The organism is Pseudoxanthobacter soli DSM 19599, assembly GCF_900148505.1.
GTDB lineage: Bacteria > Pseudomonadota > Alphaproteobacteria > Rhizobiales > Segnochrobactraceae > Pseudoxanthobacter > Pseudoxanthobacter soli.
In genome coordinates, this window is record NZ_FRXO01000007.1 from 145,699 (window position 1) to 162,750 (window position 17,052).

The window sequence follows — 17,052 nt, forward strand, 5'->3', positions numbered from 1 at the left end:
GCGCTGTCACGCGGCGGTCTCGAAGGAATCGGCCGGGCCGGTCGGGCAACGCCCGCTTTCTGGACCGGCCTATGCTCAGACGCGTCTGCAGGCGTCGCCCGTTCTTCGCCGTCGCTACTCTGCGGCGCCAGCGAGATCGTTCGTATCTTCGTCCTCGAACGGATATGAGGCGTAGTCGACGGATCGCAGCTCTTCGCCGTTATCGAACGCGCCGAAACCTGCGACGCGGAAGCCAGGGGCCCGCAGGAAATAGTCGGTGGGGGTCTTGCCCCTTCCGCTCGCAAAACGCTCATGCGGATCCGGCGCCTGATTGTCTGCGATCGTCATCCGGTCGGAGTTGTGGGTTTCGACGACGAGATAGATGTGATCCGGCCCGGGAGGCGGCAGACTGCTGATGGTCACCCCGACATCGCCCGGCTTCTGGTGGCCGACGTCCACGACGCCCCAGCCCCGTTTTTTCAGCATCGACGCCAGCGCGCCCGCTCCGCGTTCGGTCTTGATGTCGATGCCGGACATCTGGAGGAATGCGCTCAGCGTCGCGGCACAGGATCGCGTCGGAAAGGTGAAGCCGCTGCCCTCCATATAGCCCGCCGCTTTTGCATGCACGGCTGCGATCGTCTCCGTTCGACTGCCAAGCTCGATCAGCGCGGGAATACAGTCTCCATCCCCCTCGCCGATCACATTCACGACCGAATGGGCATCGTAGTAGCGGGCCGACACCATCTCGCCGATGAATTTGTCGGCGATCGCCCGCGCCGCGACACGGTCGGGATGGAGTTCGTCGTGCCAGTGATTGCTGCAGAGCCCCCGGACGTCGACGACACGGACCGCCTTGTTGGATGCCGCGATTTCCCCAAGCAAATCGTACATGCGATCCACGAGGACTGCGATGATGTACGAGCACAGTGGCAATTCCGGCGTGTATCCCTTTGAAGTGAAGGGCACTCCTAGCCAGCGTCCGCCGCTTTTCGGAATGGCGTGATCGTACCCATGAAGGAGTATTTTCGTCTGCGGGGATGAGACATTCACGAGACTTATAATCTGGAGATATTGGTCTCTAATTTTATCGTATATCCCGTCGACCTTAGCTCTATCCAGGCATTCCCAAGGGTCTGTCGTTCCTGCCCGATAGGGGTTCAGGAAACACTCAAGCTGGCCTCCGCCTAGGAAGTCGTTGCCTCCGCCAGAGAACACCAGAAAATCGAAGATTCCGCTCCGGATCGGTTGATAGAGGCCTGAATCCGCTCCCTTTCTACCATCGGGAGCATGGGAGCTTCTGACGATGTCTTCGAGTGTGTCTCCCGGCCATCCGATGTTCCTATAGTAAAATCTTGGATCTCTTTCGATAAAATTCGGAAATGCCTCATTGTATCCGAAGAAATATTCTGACCATGGATAGAGAATATTTGCCCACGAGTCGCCTTCTACTAATACCTTGTACTCGAAATTGGCGGGATCGGCGCCGTTCCGCAGGCCGTAATAGCGAGCTTCCTCGTAGCCACCGATCCGGAAGACCAGGCTTGTGTTTGTTTTTTCCATTTCGCGCATAGGATGTTCTCCGCCCATTTAGGGTGCATTTTTCTCCTTTAAGTAGAGTGTAACGAATGGTGTGAAATGCAACGACATTTCGCGTCGCCATGGGGAACAGGCGTATCGCAGCCCGCCATGCTGGGGGCGCCGTCATGCCATGGAAACCGGCCGGCACCGGGGAGCCTGCACCCGCAGGTTTTCCCGATCCCGGCCCCGCAGCCGGTGTCGCCGGCGGGTTATTCCATGTTGGTGTGATTGGCGCGCATGCGTTCGGCGGAGATGTCGAGGCGCGCCTTCAGCTTGAGGATCATCACCTCGAACAGCACGAACAGGCTGCCTTCGAACACCGATCCCATCGGCAGCAGCGAGACCTTGGCGCCCTGATCGTCGGCCATCGTCTGGGCGGGCAGCACGAGGACCTCGTCGGCCATCTGCGGGACCCGGCCCTGGGGCTGGGCGGTGATGACCAGAACCCGGGCGCCGGCATTGCGGGCCACGCCCACCAGCGCCACGGCCGTCGAAATCTCGCCGGGGCCGCAGACGTTGAGGAACAGGTCGCCCTTGCCGATCGCCGGCGTCGTCATGTCGCCGACCACGGAGACCGACAGCCCGAGGTGGAACAGCCGCATGGCGAAGCCGCGGATCTGGAGCCCCTCCCGGCCGCCCGCATAGACGGTGATGTGCCGGGCGGCGGCGATGGTCTCGACGGCGCGGTCGACAGCGGCCTCGTCGATGCGGTCGAGCGGAGCGGCCAGTTCTTCGAGGGCCGTCCTGTACATGCTTGTCATCGTGTGCTCCTCCCGGTGAGCGCGTCGCGCCTGTTTCCGGCGCTGGATTATGGATGTCGAGCCGCTGCGGACGCTCTGGCGTCGGGTCGTCCGGGCGGCACCGGATGACCCGGGCACGACATCATCCCCGAAGTCCATAATTTTCGGCTACCGCCCCGAACGGATGGTGCCGGCTGCGCCTCCCCGGAGGTTCGTTCTGTCAAGCCCGGCGATAATTGATCGGACCCCGGCCGGGCTCTGGACAAGGCGCAACCCGCACAGGAAAGTCGCGGCGTATCTTACCGTCATCGCCGGAATTTCCGCCGCAGGGCGATCGCTTCCACGGGGTTGCGCATGAGTGTCGCGTCGACAGACAGCCGGCAGCGCTGGTGCACCGTGTTCGCGACCGCCGGCGCGCTGGGCATGATCATGATCGACGCCACCGGCACCGCCGTGGCGCTGCCCTCGATCCAGCGCGACCTGCTGCTGAGCCAGGGCAGCCAGCAGTGGATCATCACCCTCTACGCGCTCACGCTGGCGGTGGCGATCGCGACCGGCGGGCGGCTCGCCGACGTCTATGGCCGGGCGCGGGTGTTCCGCCTCGGCGTCGCGCTGTTCGCGGCGGGCTCGGCGGTGAGCGGCCTCGCGCTCGATCTGCCCATGCTTTTGTGCGGCCGCACCATGGAGGGGCTGGGCAACATCCTGATGGCCCCGGCGGCGGCGCTGCTGGCCACCGAGGCCTTCGGCCCCGCGGAACGGGGACGGGCCATGGGGCTCTATACCGGCCTCGGCGGGCTCGCCATGGTGGTCGGCCCCATCGTCTGCGGGGCGGTGGTGCAGGCCGGCGGCTGGCGCTGGGCCTTCTTCGTCAACCTGCCGCTCGCCGCTGCCGTTCTCCTGCTGCTGCGCGCGGCGGGGGCCGCCGCCGCAAGTCCGCGCAGCGGCGTGTTCCGGCCGGCCGAGAGCGTGCTTCTGGCGGCGGCGCTGGGCCCGATCGTGCTCGGTCTGCAGCAGAGCCACGCCTGGGGCTGGACCTCGCCCCTGACGCTTTCGCTGGTGGCGGGCGGAACCCTGCTGCTCGCGGTGTTCGCGGTCATCCAGGCGCGCTCGGCCGACCCGCTCGTGGACGTGCGCCTGTTCACGCAGCGGCAGTTCTGCGCGGACGGCATCGTATTGTTCTGCGCCCAGTGCGCCATCGTCGGGCAATCCGCCTACGGCGCCATCTATCTGCAGCGCGTGCTGCATTTCGCGCCGCTGGAATCCGGCCTCGCCATGCTGCTGTTCCTCGCCCCGATGATGGCATGCGCGCCGCTCTCGGGCGTGCTCTACGACCGCTACGGGGTGAAGGTGCCGGTGGTGGCGGGGCTCGCACTGGCGACGGCGGGCTTCATTCTGGAAATCCAGGCGCTGCCAAGGATGGACTTCGCCTTCATGGCGCCCGCGCTGTTCATGACCGGCGCCGGCATGGGCCTGTCGCTGTCGCAGACCTACACCGATGGCACCGGGCAGGTGGCGGAAAGCCGGCGCGGCCGGGCGTTCGGCGCCCTCGATACGGTCCGCCAGCTCGGCGGCGCCATCGGCATGGCGGCCATCGGCACCGTGGTGGTGGCCATGGAGCGGGGCCGTTTCCTCTCCATCGCCGCGGACGCGGCGCCGGAAGGCCCCGCGCGCGTGCAGCTCGAAGCGCTCATGGCGGACGCCATCTATGGCAAGGACGCCGCCGTGCACACGCTGGCGGAACAGTGGCCAGCGGTCGCCTCGGCCCTGCGCGCGAGCGCCGCGCTCAGCATCTCCGACGGCTATCATGTGGGGGCGGGCATGCTCGCCCTCGCGCTGTGCGCGGCGGTGCTCATGATGCGCCGCCCCTCGCCCGCGACACGTCGGACCGGGAGGGAGACGGCCTGATGCGCATTGTCTTCGCCTCGCTCGGATCGCTGGGGGACCTGTTCCCCATGCTCGCGATGGCGCAGGCGCTGCGGGCCCGCGGCCACGCCCCCGCCATTGCCGCCCCCGCCGCCCACGCGGCGCGCGTCACGGCGCTCGGCCTGCCCTTCCATCCGCTGCGGCCCGATTTTCCGCCGCAGGTGCTGACCCGCATCTTCGGCGACCCGGTGCATGGCGGAAAGCGGCTGTTCGACGAGACCATCTTTCCCCATGTGCGCGAGACCTACGCCGACCTGCTCGCCGCCGCACAGGGCGCCGATGCGCTGGTGGCGGGGGAACTCCTCTATGTGGCACCGCTGGTGGCGGCGAAGCTCGACCTGCCGTGGGCGAACGCCATGCTTTCGCCCACCACGATGATGTCGGCGCTCGACCCGTGCGTGCTCGCGTGGTTTCCGGCGGGCTATCATCTGCGCCATCTCGGCCTATGGCCGCAGCGCGTGCTGCTCAACTTCGTCCGCCGCGCGACCAACAGCTGGGCCAGCCCCCTCATCGCCTTTCAGCAGGAACTGAGGGTGGGCACGGGCGACGTCGTGGTCGAGGGCAAGTTCTCGCCGCATCTGGTTCTGGCGCTGTTCCCGCCCGCCTTCGGTGCAAAACAACGCGACTGGCCGGCGGCCTCGGTGCAGACGGGCTTTCCCTTCCTCGCCCAGACGCCGGCTCCGGAGACCGCTGCGCGCCTCAGGGCCTTCCTGGAGGCGGGGGCGGCGCCGGTGGTGTTCACGCTCGGCACCACCGTGGTGCATCTCGCCGAGGACTTCTATCAGGTGGCCGCCGACGCGGCGCTCGCCCTCGGCCGGCGGGCGATCTTGCTGATGGGCGACAAGCCGCCGCCGCGCGCGCCGGCGGACCGGGTTCTGGCGCTCGGCTACGCCCCGCACGCCAGCGTCTTTCCCTATGCGGCGGCGATCGTGCAGCACGGCGGAGTGGGCGGCTGCGCCGAGGCCCTGCGCGCGGGCGTGCCGGTGCTGACCATCCCCGTCGGCTTCGACCAGCCGGACAATGCCGAGCGCCTGCGCCGGATGGGCGTCGGCGCGGTGCTGGACCGCAGGCGCGTCAACCGCGCGAGCCTCGAACGCAGCCTGCGCGCCGTTCTCGCCGACACGGCCATGGCCGCCCGCGCCAAGGCGGTGGCCGCCTCCATGGACCCGGAGGCGGACATTGCGCGCACGGCGGATGCCATCGAAGCCATGGCCCGGCACGAGCCGGCGGTCGGCGCCGCCGGATGACGATGCCGCGCCCGCTGTTCCGCATCCGCGCCGCCCGCCGAGGGGCTCCCGCAGCTCCGGGGGGCCTTCGGGCGCGCCAGACTTCACCTGCTTCCCGGGTTGCCCGATGGAGACACCATGTCCGAGACCTCAACGCCCCCGGCCCTGAAGAACGTAGACCTCGACATGGCGGCTGGCACCGTGCGCGTGTGCTGGTTTCCGGGCGCGAGCCGGGAGGCGGTGCTGGCGGCCGTGCGCGCGGCCGCTGGCCTCGAGGCGGACGCGGCGTTCCATGTCGAAACGGCGGACGGGACTGTCGTCGCCTTCGACGACAGCGTGCCCGACGGCATGCGGCTGCGGCTCGTGGTGGAGAGCGGGGCGCCGGCCCCGGCCGCGCCTGCGGTCCGCCAAGCGGTGCAGGGTCCCCGGCCCTATCCCATCATCGGCAACCTGCCCGACCTGCACCACGCCGACGGCCTCGTGGCGGCGGTCGATGCCCTGCATGCGAAGCACGGCGAGTTCTTCGCGTTTCAGGTCGCCGGCAAGCGGGCCTATTTCTGCGCCGACGCGGACATCGTCGCGGAGATGTGCGCCGCGCCGGACGTGTTCGCCAAGCTGGTGGAAGGGCGCGGCGGCCTGCGCAACCTCGCGGACAAGAGCGTCGGCAGCGCCCTGTTCACGGCGAGCGACAACGATCCGCTGTGGCATCAGGCGCACCGCATCCTCGCCCCGGCCTTCGGCGCGACGGCGCTCAAGAACTATTATGGCCGCATCGTCGAGGTCGCGGACGACCTGCTGGACCATCTCGACCGGCTCGCGCCCGGCGAAAGCTTCCTCGCCACCGAGCTGATGACGCGGATGACCTTCGAGGCCATCTCGTACGCCGCCTTCAACCGCCGCTACGGGGCCGTCGATTCGCCGGGCCTGCCGCCGTTCGTGGAGGCGATGAACGTGGTGCTGACGGACGCCATGGCGGAGCCCAAGCGCCTGCTGCCGGAGGTGTTCTATCACCAGGCCCGCAAGGCGCGGGCGGCGGCCGACAGGATCATGCTGGAGGAGGTGGAGACGATCGTCGCCGAGCGCCGCGCCGCCATGGCCGCCGGCGAGGCGGTGCCGACCGACCTGCTTCAGGTCATGCTCACCACGCCCGACCGCGTGACCGGGCAGAAGCTGCCGGACGACAACATCCGCGGGCAGCTCATCGTGCTGCTCATCGCGGGGCACGAGACCACCTCCGGCATGCTGGCCTACGCCCTCTATCACCTGTGGAAATATCCCGAGACGATGGAGACGCTCATCGCCGAGGTGGATCAGGTGCTCGGCCGGGATTTCTCGTACAAGCCGACCTACGAGGATGTCGGCCGGCTGGTCTACACGCAGCGGGTGCTGAAGGAGGCGCTGCGGCTGTGCCCGCCGGTGCCGATGTTCCCGCGCGCCATCACCCGCGACGCGGTGGTGGGCAACGGCCGCTACGAGGTGAAGGCGGGCGAGCGCATCTTCGTCTCGCTGTCGGCGATGCAGAAGAACCCGCGCTTCTGGGGGGAGGATGCGCAGGTGTTCCGTCCCGACCGGTTCGGGCCGGAAGAGGAGGAGCGCCACCATCCCCACGCCTACCATCCCTTCGGCATGGGCGCGCGCTCGTGCATCGGTTTCCAGTTCGCCCTGATCGAGGCCAAGATGGTGCTGGCGCGCTTCATCCAGCGCTTCACCGCCCACCCGAAGGACCCGCATTACGTGCTGCGCCACAAGCAGGCGCTCACCGTGAAGCCGGCTCATCTGGAGATGCTGCTGGAGCGCCGGCCGGAGGTGAAGGGCCGCTTCCCGATCCGGCCGGAGCCGCCGAAGGCGCAGGCCGCGCCCGCTGCCGAGGCCGCGCAGGCGGGCGGGCGGCGCATGAGCGTGCTCTACGGCTCCAACATGGGCGGCTGCCGCGACGTGGCGCTGGCCCTTGCACAGCAGGCGGGGGCGCGGGGCTTCTCGGCCACGGTGGCGGAGCTGGACGAGCAGGCCGGACAGCCCTGGCTGACGGACGGGCCGGTGCTGATCGTGACCTCGACCTATAACGGCACGCCGCCGGACAATGCCGCCCGCTTCGCGAAATGGCTGGAAGCGGCGCCCGCCGGTGCCTGCGCCGGGCTGCGGTACGCGGTGCTCGGCTGCGGCAACACCCAGTGGCACCAGACCTTCCAGAAGTTCCCGAAGACCGTCGCCGCGCGCCTCTCCGAGCTGGGCGGCACCGCGCTGCTGGAGGCCGGCACGGCGGATGCCGCGGGCGATTACGAGGCGGCGGTGGACAGCTGGACCGCCGCCTTCTGGGCAGCCCTGGAAACCGCCTTCGGAAGCGCGGACGGCGGCGATGCGACCGGCCCCGGCGCGCGTGACTTCGGCGCGCGTGACCCGGGCGCGATTGCGGACATGCCGGCGGTGAAGGTGGAGGTGGTGAATTTCGCCGGCAACGCCAGCGGCGCGGCGCCGCGTTCCGGCACCAGGCTCGACCAGGGCGCGTTCTTGGCCCGGGTCGGGATCAATCGGGAACTGCAGGGGGCCGGCGCGGTCTGCTCGACCCGGCATATCGAGATTCCGCTGCCGGCCAGCACCTCCTATGCCGCCGGCGACCACCTGGCTGTGTTCCCCGTCAACCCGCCGGCTCTGGTCGCCTCCGCCGCCGCGCGCTGCGGCCTTGCGCCGGAGACGCGCGTGCTGCTGACCGCCCTTCACCCGGAAGCCGCCGGCGAGGCCGGGCTGCCCTTCGGCATGCCGGTTACCGTCGGCGAACTGCTGGCCGAACACGTGGACCTCGCAGGCCCCGTCACCCGCCGCGATCTGCGCGCGTGGGCGCAGGCGGCCCAATGTCCGCCGGACCGGGCGCGGATCTCCGGCTGGCTGTCGGATTTCCCGACGGCCGTGGCGGAGGCGAAGCCGCGCATGGAGGACCTGCTGGCGCAGGTGCCCTCCGTGAAGCTCGACCTCGCCACGCTGCTCACGATCCGCCCGGCGCTGAAGCCGCGCTATTATTCCATCTCGTCTTCGCCGCTGATGTCGCCGCAGGCCTGCACGATCACCGTCGGCGTGCACCAGTTCGACACCGCCGACGGGGTGCGGCATGACGGCCTGTGCAGCCCCTATCTGGCGGCCTGCGCCGAAGACACGCCGCTGCGCGTGCTGGTGAAGGACACCGGCAGCGCATTCCATCTGCCGGCTGACCCTGCCGTGCCGCTGGTACTGATCGGGCCGGGCACGGGGCTCGCGCCGCTGCGTGGCTTCATCCAGGAGCGCCACGCCCAGCGGGCGCAGGGGCTCGCCGTCGGCCCGGTGCTGCTGTTCTTCGGCTGCCGCGACGAGAGCGACTATCTCTACCGCGAGGAACTGGAGACCTATCGCGACGAGGGCACGCTGAGCCTGCTGGCGGTGGGCTTCTCCCGCCGTGCGGGCACGCCGAGAACCTATGTGCAGGATCTGCTGCGCGTGCACGGGGACGAGGTGCGGCGGCAGGTGGCCGGCGGCGCCTCCGTTCTCGTCTGCGGCAATGCCCGCACCATGGCCCCGGACGTGCGCGCCACCTTCGCCGAGCTTCTCGGCGGGCCGGCGCTGGCGGAGCTGGAAGCCGGCGGGCGCTATCTTCAGGACGTGTGGGCCTCGGCCTGAGGCCCGAAACGCCTGTCCCCGCGCGCGGTGAGGCACACGGGGACAGGCGGCATTCGCGGATCGGGAGCGCTCTCCGATCGGATGGGCTCATCCGATCGGCAGGAAACCGCTCCAGATTCAGACGCTTGAACATGTCCCGTCCGGACGGGTTCGATCCGGACGGGACATGCCGCAGGAGCGGGGGCTTCGGCCCGGTCAGCCGTGCCAGAGGCCTTCGCGGACGAGTTCGTCGGCGACGCGGTCGACGGCGGTGCGGGCGCGGGAGACCATCAGCGCGATCTCGTCCTCGGAGATCACGAACGGCGGCGAGAACGAGATGGTATCGGCATGGGGCAGCGCGCGGGTGATGAGCCCTTCGGCGAGCGCGGCCTTGACGATGCGGCCGGCGATCTTGAGCGAGGGCTCGAACCGGGTCGCGGGTTCCTTCGCCGCCACGAACTCCACGGCGCCGACGAGGCCATGGCCGCGGATATCGCCGACGAGCGGGTGATCGGCGAACGCCTCGGCGAGCCGCTCGTGCATGAAGGCGCCGCGGCGGCCGGCCTGCTCGACGAGGCCGTCCTTCTCGATGATGTCGAGATTGGCGAGCGCCGCCGCGGCGGCGAGCGGATGGGCCGAGTAGGTGTAGCCATGGCCGAACACGCCGAGCGTGGCCTGGCCATCGACGATGGTGCGCCACACCTTCTCCGACACCATACAGCCGGAAAGGGGGACATAGGCCGATGTGATACCCTTGGCGACCGAGATCAGGTCCGGCTGCATCTCCATCGCGGTCGCGCCGAACATGGTGCCGAGACGGCCGAAGCCGGAGATGACCTCGTCGGCGATCAGAAGCACGTCGTGACGGTCGAGCACGGCGCGGATCGCCGGATAGTAGCCCTTCGGCGGCACGATCACGCCACCGGCGCCCATCACCGGCTCCATGATGACGGCGCCGACCGTATCCGGCCCCTCGGCGAGAATGAGGTCTTCCAGATCGCGGGCGAGCTTCGCCACGAAGTCCGCATCCGACTGGCCGGGCTCGGCCTCCCACAGCCGGTAGGGCGGCGTGGTGTGGCGCACGAAATCGAGCGGCAGGTCGAACCCGGAATGCAGCGAGGGCATGCCGGTGAGGCTGGCGGAGGCGAGCGTGACGCCGTGATAGCCGCGACGGCGGGCGATGATCTTCTTCTTCTGCGGCTTGCCGCGGGCGTTGTTGTAGTACCAGACGATCTTGATCTGGGTGTCGTTGGCGTCCGAGCCGGACTGGCCGAAGAACACCTTGGACATCGGCACCGGCGCCATCTCGATCAGCTTCTCGGCGAGCAGGATCGGCGTGTCGGTGGCCCAGGACGAGAACGAGTGGAAATAGGGCAGCGTCAGCGCCTGCCGGTGGATCGCCTCGGCGATCTCCGGCCGGCCGTAGCCCACATTGACGCACCACAACCCCGCCATGCCATCGAGATAGCGCTGGCCGTGGGCGTCCTCCAGCCACACGCCCTCGCCCTTGACGATGACCTGCGGCCCGGTGCGCTCGTGGTCGGCGAGCGCGGTGAAGGGATGGAAGAGATAGCGCTTGTCGAGGGATTCGAGATCGGGCCCGTTGCGCAAGATCGTGGTCATGAAAGCTCTCCGGCGAGGATGCGCCGGCAGGTATCGGCGCAGGCGGGAGGCGGTCCGGGGCGTCGGCGGGCATGGCCGGGCAAGGCAGAACGCCCGCAGCGCGGCTCGCCGGACGATCGCGATCGGATCGCCGTGCAGTCATCCGCAATGCGAACGACTGTGCGCATATCTGGCGCGCGATAGGGCTGGTTTGCAAGCGGAAAACACCGCTCGCGACCGTCCGCGCATCCGGAGCGGTCCATCCAGCGAATAAATTTTGTTCGCTTTACGCACATTTGTTCGTAATATGACGTGCTCCCAGCCCGTGCCGTCGCCGTCTGTCGCGATCCGGGCCGACCGGACCGCGCCTTCAGGACTGCGCCCAAGGATCCCCGCCATGCTGACGCTCAACGACACCGCCCTTCTCCGTCAGGCCTGCTATGTCGACGGCCGTTGGGAGGACGGAACCGGCGACGCCATCGTCGTCACCAACCCTGCGACCGGCGCCGTGGTGGGCCAGGTGCCGAAGCTCGGCCGCGAACGGACGCAGGCCGCCATCGCCGCCGCGTCTGCCGCGCTGGCCGACTGGGCGGCGACGCCCGCCAAGGAGCGGGCCGGCATCATCCGGCGCTGGTACGACCTGATCGTCGCCAACGCCGACGATCTCGCCCGCATCCTCACCGCCGAACAGGGCAAGCCCTTCCCCGAGGCGCGGGGCGAGATCCTCTACGGCGCCGCGTTCTTCGAGTGGTTCGCGGAGGAAGCCAAGCGCGTTTCCGGCGAGACCATTCCCGCCCCCACCCGCGACAAGCGCCTGCTCGCCATCCGCCAGCCGATCGGCGTGTGCGCGGCGATCACGCCGTGGAATTTCCCGATGGCGATGATCCCGCGCAAGGCGGGACCGGCGATCGCGGCCGGCTGCACCATGGTGCTGAAGCCGGCGAGCGCGACGCCGTTTTCCGCGCTCGCGCTTGCCGAACTCGCCGACCGCGCGGGCCTGCCGGCCGGGGTGTTCAACGTCGTCACCGGCAGCGCCTCGGTGGTCGGCGACGAACTCGTCACCAACCCGACGGTCCGCAAGGTGACGTTCACCGGCTCGACCGAAGTCGGCCGCGAACTGATGGCGAAGGCCGCCGGCACCATCAAGAAGGTATCGCTGGAACTGGGCGGCAACGCGCCCCTGATCGTGTTCGACGACGCGACCCTTGAGACCGCGGTGCAGGGCGCGGTCGCCTCGAAGTTCCGCAATGCCGGCCAGACCTGCGTCTGCGCCAACCGCCTGTACGTGCAGGACGGCATCTACGACGCCTTCGTCGCCCGCTTCGCCGAAGTCGTCGCCGCCATGAAGGTGGGCGACGGCATGGCCGAGGGCAGCGAGCAGGGACCGCTGATCGACGAGTCCGCCGTCGCCAAGGTGGAGGAGCACGTTGCCGACGCGCTGGCCAAGGGGGCGCGCGTCGTGACCGGCGGCGAGCGCCATGCCCTGGGTGGCACCTTCTACAAGCCGACCGTGCTGGCGGACGCGACCGCCGACATGCGCATCGCCCGCGAGGAGACCTTCGGCCCGGTGGCGCCGGTGTTCCGCTTCACGGACGAGAAGGAGGTGATCGCGCAGGCCAACGACACGGAGTTCGGACTGGCCGCCTATTTCTTCACCACGAACCTCGCGCGGACATGGCGCGTGGCCGAAGCGCTTGAATTTGGCATCGTGGGCGTCAATGCTGGCCTGACAGCCTATGAAGGAGCACCCTTCGGGGGAGTGAAGGCGTCGGGAATCGGCCGTGAGGGCTCCCGGCACGGCATCGAAGAGTTCCTAGAACTCAAATATATCTGCTTGGGCGACATGAACTGATGAGCGAAGCCACCGTGAACGATGACCTGATGACGGGCGAAGAAGCGACCGCGGGGGATCCCGTCGTCGAGGTCAACGACCGCGACTATGTGAATTCGCTCGCGCGGGGGCTTGAAGTCATCAAGGTCTTCACCCGGCATACGCCGAAGATGACCCTGAGCGAGGTGGCGCAGGCGACGGGCATGACCCGCGCCACCGTGCGCCGCTTCCTGCTTACGCTGGTGCGGGAAGGTTACGTCGAGACCAACGGCAAATATTTCAACCTGCGGCCGAAAATCCTGGAGCTCGGCTTCTCCGCGCTGTCGTCCATGGACATCTGGGATGTGGCCCAGCCGATCATGAACGACCTGTCGGAGAAGCTGCAGGAATCGTGCTTCGCCGCGGTGCTCGACCATGATTCGGTGATCTATGTCGCCCGGGCGACATCGAACCGGCGGATGAATGTCGGCATCAATATCGGCAGCCGCGTGCCGGCCCACACCGTTTCCACCGGGCGCGTGCTGCTGGCCGCGCTGCCGGACGAACTTCTCCACCAGTACCTGGAGGAGATGACGCTGACCAAGTTCACCCCGAACACCACCACCTCCAAGGTGCAGCTTCGCGACCAGATCGACGAGGTGCGGTTGAAGGGCTGGTCGATCGTGGATCAGGAACTCGAGGTCGGGCTGCGCTCGCTCTCGGTGCCGGTGCGCGACGGCCAGGGCAAGATCGTCGCCGCGCTCAATGTGTGCTGCCCGAGCATGCGCATCACGCTGGAAGACATGCGCACGCGGGTGCTGGCGGAAACGCTGGAAGCCTCCAACCGCATCACCCGCGCCCTGCAGATCTGAGGCGAGGCCCCCGAGGGCGCGCGGCGCGCCCCCGGGACCAGAACAGAACGGCGGCGATGCCGCCGAGGGCGCGCGGCGCGCCCCCGGGACCAGAACAGAACGGCGGCGATGCCGCCGAGGGCGCGTGTCGCGCCCCCGTGATCAGAACAGGACGGCGGCGATGCCGCCGAGGGCGCTGATGCCGGACGCCACCACGACGCCGAGCGCGCCGGTGCCCGGGCAGAGCAGCAGGCCGATCAGCGCCCCGATCGCCGCGCCGACGAGGGCGCCCGCGGCGGGCTCGGCGCAGGCCCGCAAGAGTGCGCGGAGCCGAACAAGCCGCACCGGGAGCCGTATCGCGGCTGCGCTGCGGACGAACCCTACCTTCGGGAACAGGGGTCCGATTTTGATCGTATCACTCGACATGACGGCCTCCTTCGTTTTCGGGCCACAGCAATCCCGCTTCCGGTCCCGGCACGGCCGGGAGCGGTTGATTCGGAAGCCGGATGTTCGCGTTGAACGGTCGTCAGCCCGAGACGTTTTACGGGTCGGCCTGGCGGACGACGACGTCGTTACGATGAAAGCTACAGGAACGTCGTGTTCTTCGGTGCCTTCGACTTCATCGCGACGTCGATGATGGGAAGATACGCCTTCGGACGTAACGATACAGAGGCCCGTCACCCACGCTGGGTATATTTCCTGGAATTAACGAAGGCCTGCGGCACGGCCGGAATTGACGACGGCCGGCGGCACGGCCGCCGATGGGGCCGTCGGCGTGACCGGGATGGCCGCCGAGGCCGCCCGCGCGTTCAGGGCGCGAGGCGGGCAATGTCCTCGATGGCGACGGGCTTGACCGGAATGCGGGGGGCGAAGCCGGTGAACTCGTCGCGGGGCCGGCCGAAGCGGTCGGCGAGGAAGGCATCGAGCAGCGGCGCGCAATAGCGGCCCTGGCACCGGCCCATGCCGACGCGGGTGCGCCGCTTCACGGCGCCGATCTCGCGCATGTTCTCGCCGAGCGCGGCCTCGATCTGGCCGAACGTCACCTCCTCGCAGCGGCAGAGGAGCGTGTCGGGCGTGGCGAGCGACCAGTCATAGGCCGGGGCGGCGTAGAGCTGCCACAGGGCGCGCTGGAAGCGGCGGTGGCGCGCGCGATCCTTATCCGCCCGCGCGGCCTCGGCACGGAGCGCGGCGGGAATCGGCCGGCCGAGCGATTCGGCGGCGGCAAGCCCGACGAGCACGCCTTCCGCGAGCGCCAGCCGGGCGCCGCCGAGCCCGGTGCAGTCGCCGAGGGCATAGATTCCGGCGACGTCGGTGAGGCCGCGCCCGTCGCGGCGCACCGCGAGCTGGCGGCGGTCCGCATCGTAATCGTGGCCGCAGCCGAGCGCGCGCAGGAGTTCGCTGGCGGGTTCGAAGCCGTAGCCGAGACAGACGGCGTCGACCTCGAACGTGCGCTCGCCGGCCGGCGACGCGACGCGCGCCGTCAGGCCGGAGGCGGTCGCCTCGATGCCGGTGATGAGCGTGCCGTAGAGCATCGGCGTGCCGGCGGCGCGGCGGCGGGCGTGGTAGCGCACGCCCTCGCCGACCAGTTCCGGGGCCGCGCGCGCCATTTCGAGAAGAAGGCCGGCGCTCGCAAGGCCGGGACGGGCCGCCGCCTCGGCGACGGCGACGATTTCGGCTCCGCCGGCGATCAGCTCGGCGGCAAGCTGGAGATTGAGCGGGCCGTTGCCGGCGATCAGCACGCGCCGGCCCGGCAGGCGGCGGGCGGTGCGCCACAGCGTCTGCGCCGCGCCGGTGGTCATCACGCCGGGAAGCGTCCAGCCCGGCACGGGCCAGCCGCGCTCGTAGGCGCCGGTGGCGACGATGGTGGCGCCGGGGGTGATCTCCATCGCGCCGGCGGCATCGGCGGCCGCGAACAGGCCGGGGTCGAACCCGCCCCACACGGTGCAGCCGGACCGGATCGTGACGCCGGCCGCTACGACCGTCTCGATCAGCGCCCTGCCCTCGCGGTGCTGGCGGTCGGCCGGCGCGATGCCGGGACCTTCGACGGCGAGCTGCTTGAAATATTGGCCGCCGGCCTGGGACCGCTCGTCCACCACGAGGACCTCGGCCCCCGCCCGCCGGGCGGCGAGCGCGGCCGAAAGGCCGCCGGGACCGGCGCCGATCACCAGAATGTCCGGCGAAAGCCGTTCGGCGGCGGCGCCGCTCGCGAGGGCCTCTCCGGCTGCGGGCGGCAGCGGCGGGCGGCCATGGGCCTCGCGGCGCACCTGCATCGGCCGGTCGACCTTGGTCATGCAACTGCGCTGGTTGGCGCAGCCGTCCACCTCGACGATGCAGTCGTGGCAGACGCCCATGCCGCAGAACAGGCCGCGCTCGTCGCCGCTGCGGTTGCTGCGCATGACGCGCACGCCATCGCCGGTCAGCGCGGCGGCGAGGCTTTCGCCGCGGCGGGCCGCGATCCGGCGGCCCTCGAACGCGATCTCGACGGACGAATCGTCTGCGGACTTGCTCTCGGCGGATTTGCCCTCGGCGGGCGGCTTCATGTCGGGTTCTCCGAACGGCGGTGGCGCACGAGGGACATCAGCCGGCGGTCCCGCCAGGCGACGCGCTCGCCCCACCGGTCGAGCGGCAGCAGCGCGCGCCTCTCGGCGGCGACGGTCGCGACGAGGTCCGGCGTCCACGGATCGTTCTGGCCGCGTTCGGCGCCCATGCGGGCATAGGCAGGCCCCATCTTCTCGGCATGGGAGGCGATGCCGCCCTGGGTGTTGAGATCCACGGTTTCGAACGGCCCGATGACCGACCAGCGCAGGCCGAGGCCGTCGCGGACGATGGTGTCGATATCCTCCACCGATGCGACGCCGTCGCGCACGAGGCAATAGGCTTCCCGCAGCAGCGCGCCCTGAAGGCGGTTGAAGACGAAGCCCTCGACCTCCTTGTGCACCAGCACCGGGGAGAGTCCGGCCTGAGAAAGGATGGCCTGCGCCGCGGCGACGACATCCGGCCGGGTGAACGGCGCCGGCACGACCTCCGCCACGGGAATGAGAAACGGCGGGTTGCCGGGATGGACCACCAGCACACGGTCGCGCCCGGCGAGACCGGCGGCGAAGGACGAGGCCGTGATGGCCGAGGAGGCGCTGGCGAGCACCGCGCCAGGCGGCGCGAGACGGTCGAGTTCGGCGAACAGGGCCGTCTTGAGATCGAGCCGCTCGGGCGCGCATTCCTGCACGTAGGCGACCCCGGCGACGGCGGCGGCGAGATCACCGACGACGGCGATGCGGGCCGCGACGGCATCCACCGGTTCGTCGAGCAGATCGTAGGCCGCGAGATCGGCGAGCTTGCCGGCGACGAGGCCGGGGACCGCCGCGCGCCGGGTCTCGTCCGGCTCCTGAAGCCTGACCGGGCGGCCGGCGCGGGCGAACACGATGGCGAAGGCGATGCCGATGCTGCCGCCGCCGATCACGGCGACGGGCGCGGACGCCGCTTGCGCCGGGTCTTGCCGGTCGGGGCTCTCGTTGGGAGTATCCGCGGTCATGATCCAACCGTTGCGCGCAGTGACGCGAGAGGAGAGATGTCATTACGTTCGCATTGCGAACTTATGTTCACATGATTACACTCGCCCAGACGATCCGCAAGGCCGATCCGCAAGGTGGATCCGTTTCCCTCTGACCCGCGCGAGGCGTCTCATGCCTGGTTGCCTGCCGCTCCCGCTTTCAGCGCGCCGC

The 17,052-nt window shown here is 69.4% G+C and carries 11 protein-coding genes; 5 read left to right on the top strand and 6 right to left on the bottom strand.

Annotation, left to right across the window (positions count from 1 at the left end; genetic code table 11):
* Window positions 1-114 precede the first annotated feature (114 nt).
* Both BUF17_RS22660 and hxlB read right to left on the bottom strand, forming a co-directional pair.
* Window positions 115-1,548 (bottom strand): SGNH/GDSL hydrolase family protein, encoded by a 1,434-nt coding sequence (locus BUF17_RS22660; RefSeq protein WP_139282568.1) that lies wholly within the window; start codon window positions 1,546-1,548, stop codon window positions 115-117.
* Window positions 1,549-1,766: 218 nt separating this feature from the next.
* Complete coding sequence (hxlB, locus tag BUF17_RS16970) at window positions 1,767-2,318, bottom strand: 6-phospho-3-hexuloisomerase (protein WP_073630888.1); 552 nt, start codon at window positions 2,316-2,318, stop codon at window positions 1,767-1,769.
* A gap of 333 nt (window positions 2,319-2,651) precedes the next feature.
* On the opposite strand from hxlB, the gene BUF17_RS16975 reads away from it, so the two are divergent.
* The 3 genes from BUF17_RS16975 to BUF17_RS16985 all read left to right on the top strand — a co-directional run bounded on the left by BUF17_RS16975 (window position 2,652) and on the right by BUF17_RS16985 (window position 9,091).
* A complete protein-coding gene (locus BUF17_RS16975) occupies window positions 2,652-4,202 on the top strand; it encodes an MFS transporter (RefSeq protein WP_084564819.1) in 1,551 nt (516 codons plus the stop codon).
* Window positions 4,202-5,467, top strand: a complete 1,266-nt coding sequence (locus tag BUF17_RS16980) for a glycosyltransferase (RefSeq protein WP_073630892.1) — start codon at window positions 4,202-4,204, stop codon at window positions 5,465-5,467. Before BUF17_RS16975 ends, BUF17_RS16980 begins: the two co-directional genes overlap by 1 nt.
* Window positions 5,468-5,584: 117 nt before the next feature.
* Window positions 5,585-9,091, top strand: coding sequence for a bifunctional cytochrome P450/NADPH--P450 reductase (locus tag BUF17_RS16985; protein WP_073630894.1), 3,507 nt, complete (start codon window positions 5,585-5,587; stop codon window positions 9,089-9,091).
* A gap of 195 nt (window positions 9,092-9,286) precedes the next feature.
* Here the strand turns inward: BUF17_RS16985 and BUF17_RS16990 are convergent, their stop codons facing one another.
* On the bottom strand, window positions 9,287-10,693 hold the full coding sequence (locus tag BUF17_RS16990; RefSeq protein ID WP_073630896.1) for an aminotransferase: 1,407 nt from the start codon (window positions 10,691-10,693) through the stop codon (window positions 9,287-9,289).
* A gap of 376 nt (window positions 10,694-11,069) precedes the next feature.
* Here BUF17_RS16990 and BUF17_RS16995 point away from each other — a divergent pair, with 376 nt between their 5' ends.
* Together BUF17_RS16995 and BUF17_RS17000 are read left to right on the top strand one after the other, a co-directional pair.
* Window positions 11,070-12,524 carry an NAD-dependent succinate-semialdehyde dehydrogenase gene (locus BUF17_RS16995; protein ID WP_139282569.1) on the top strand — a complete coding sequence of 485 codons (1,455 nt, stop codon included), beginning with the start codon at window positions 11,070-11,072 and terminating at the stop codon, window positions 12,522-12,524.
* On the top strand, window positions 12,524-13,354 hold the full coding sequence (locus BUF17_RS17000; protein WP_244530929.1) for an IclR family transcriptional regulator domain-containing protein: 831 nt from the start codon (window positions 12,524-12,526) through the stop codon (window positions 13,352-13,354). The genes BUF17_RS16995 and BUF17_RS17000 overlap by 1 nt, the downstream gene beginning before the upstream one ends.
* A gap of 141 nt (window positions 13,355-13,495) precedes the next feature.
* On the opposite strand, the gene BUF17_RS17005 is transcribed toward BUF17_RS17000, so the two are convergent.
* From BUF17_RS17005 to BUF17_RS17015, 3 genes are all read right to left on the bottom strand, one after another.
* Window positions 13,496-13,759, bottom strand: coding sequence for a YtxH domain-containing protein (locus tag BUF17_RS17005; RefSeq protein ID WP_073630898.1), 264 nt, complete (start codon window positions 13,757-13,759; stop codon window positions 13,496-13,498).
* A 383-nt stretch (window positions 13,760-14,142) separates the two neighbouring features.
* The gene (locus BUF17_RS17010) at window positions 14,143-15,873 is read right to left on the bottom strand and encodes an FAD-dependent oxidoreductase (RefSeq protein ID WP_073630900.1); all 1,731 of its coding nucleotides are present in this window, start codon (window positions 15,871-15,873) and stop codon (window positions 14,143-14,145) included.
* Window positions 15,870-16,862 (bottom strand): 3-hydroxyacyl-CoA dehydrogenase, encoded by a 993-nt coding sequence (locus tag BUF17_RS17015; RefSeq protein ID WP_084564821.1) that lies wholly within the window; start codon window positions 16,860-16,862, stop codon window positions 15,870-15,872. The genes BUF17_RS17010 and BUF17_RS17015 overlap by 4 nt, the downstream gene beginning before the upstream one ends.
* Window positions 16,863-17,052: the final 190 nt, after the last annotated feature.

Bases quoted from the DNA above. Each gene is read 5' to 3' on its own strand.
- BUF17_RS16980 (WP_073630892.1), top strand. From the start codon at position 4,202: ATGCGCATTGTCTTCGCCTCGCTCGGATCGCTGGGGGACCTGTTCCCC.
- BUF17_RS16985 (WP_073630894.1), top strand. From the start codon at position 5,585: ATGTCCGAGACCTCAACGCCCCCGGCCCTGAAGAACGTAGACCTCGAC.
- BUF17_RS22660 (WP_139282568.1), bottom strand. From the start codon at position 1,548: ATGCGCGAAATGGAAAAAACAAACACAAGCCTGGTCTTCCGGATCGGT.
- BUF17_RS17005 (WP_073630898.1), bottom strand. From the start codon at position 13,759: ATGTCGAGTGATACGATCAAAATCGGACCCCTGTTCCCGAAGGTAGGG.
- BUF17_RS17000 (WP_244530929.1), top strand. From the start codon at position 12,524: ATGAGCGAAGCCACCGTGAACGATGACCTGATGACGGGCGAAGAAGCG.
- BUF17_RS17015 (WP_084564821.1), bottom strand. From the start codon at position 16,862: ATGACCGCGGATACTCCCAACGAGAGCCCCGACCGGCAAGACCCGGCG.
- BUF17_RS17010 (WP_073630900.1), bottom strand. From the start codon at position 15,873: ATGAAGCCGCCCGCCGAGGGCAAATCCGCCGAGAGCAAGTCCGCAGAC.
- BUF17_RS16995 (WP_139282569.1), top strand. From the start codon at position 11,070: ATGCTGACGCTCAACGACACCGCCCTTCTCCGTCAGGCCTGCTATGTC.
- hxlB (WP_073630888.1), bottom strand. From the start codon at position 2,318: ATGACAAGCATGTACAGGACGGCCCTCGAAGAACTGGCCGCTCCGCTC.
- BUF17_RS16990 (WP_073630896.1), bottom strand. From the start codon at position 10,693: ATGACCACGATCTTGCGCAACGGGCCCGATCTCGAATCCCTCGACAAG.
- BUF17_RS16975 (WP_084564819.1), top strand. From the start codon at position 2,652: ATGAGTGTCGCGTCGACAGACAGCCGGCAGCGCTGGTGCACCGTGTTC.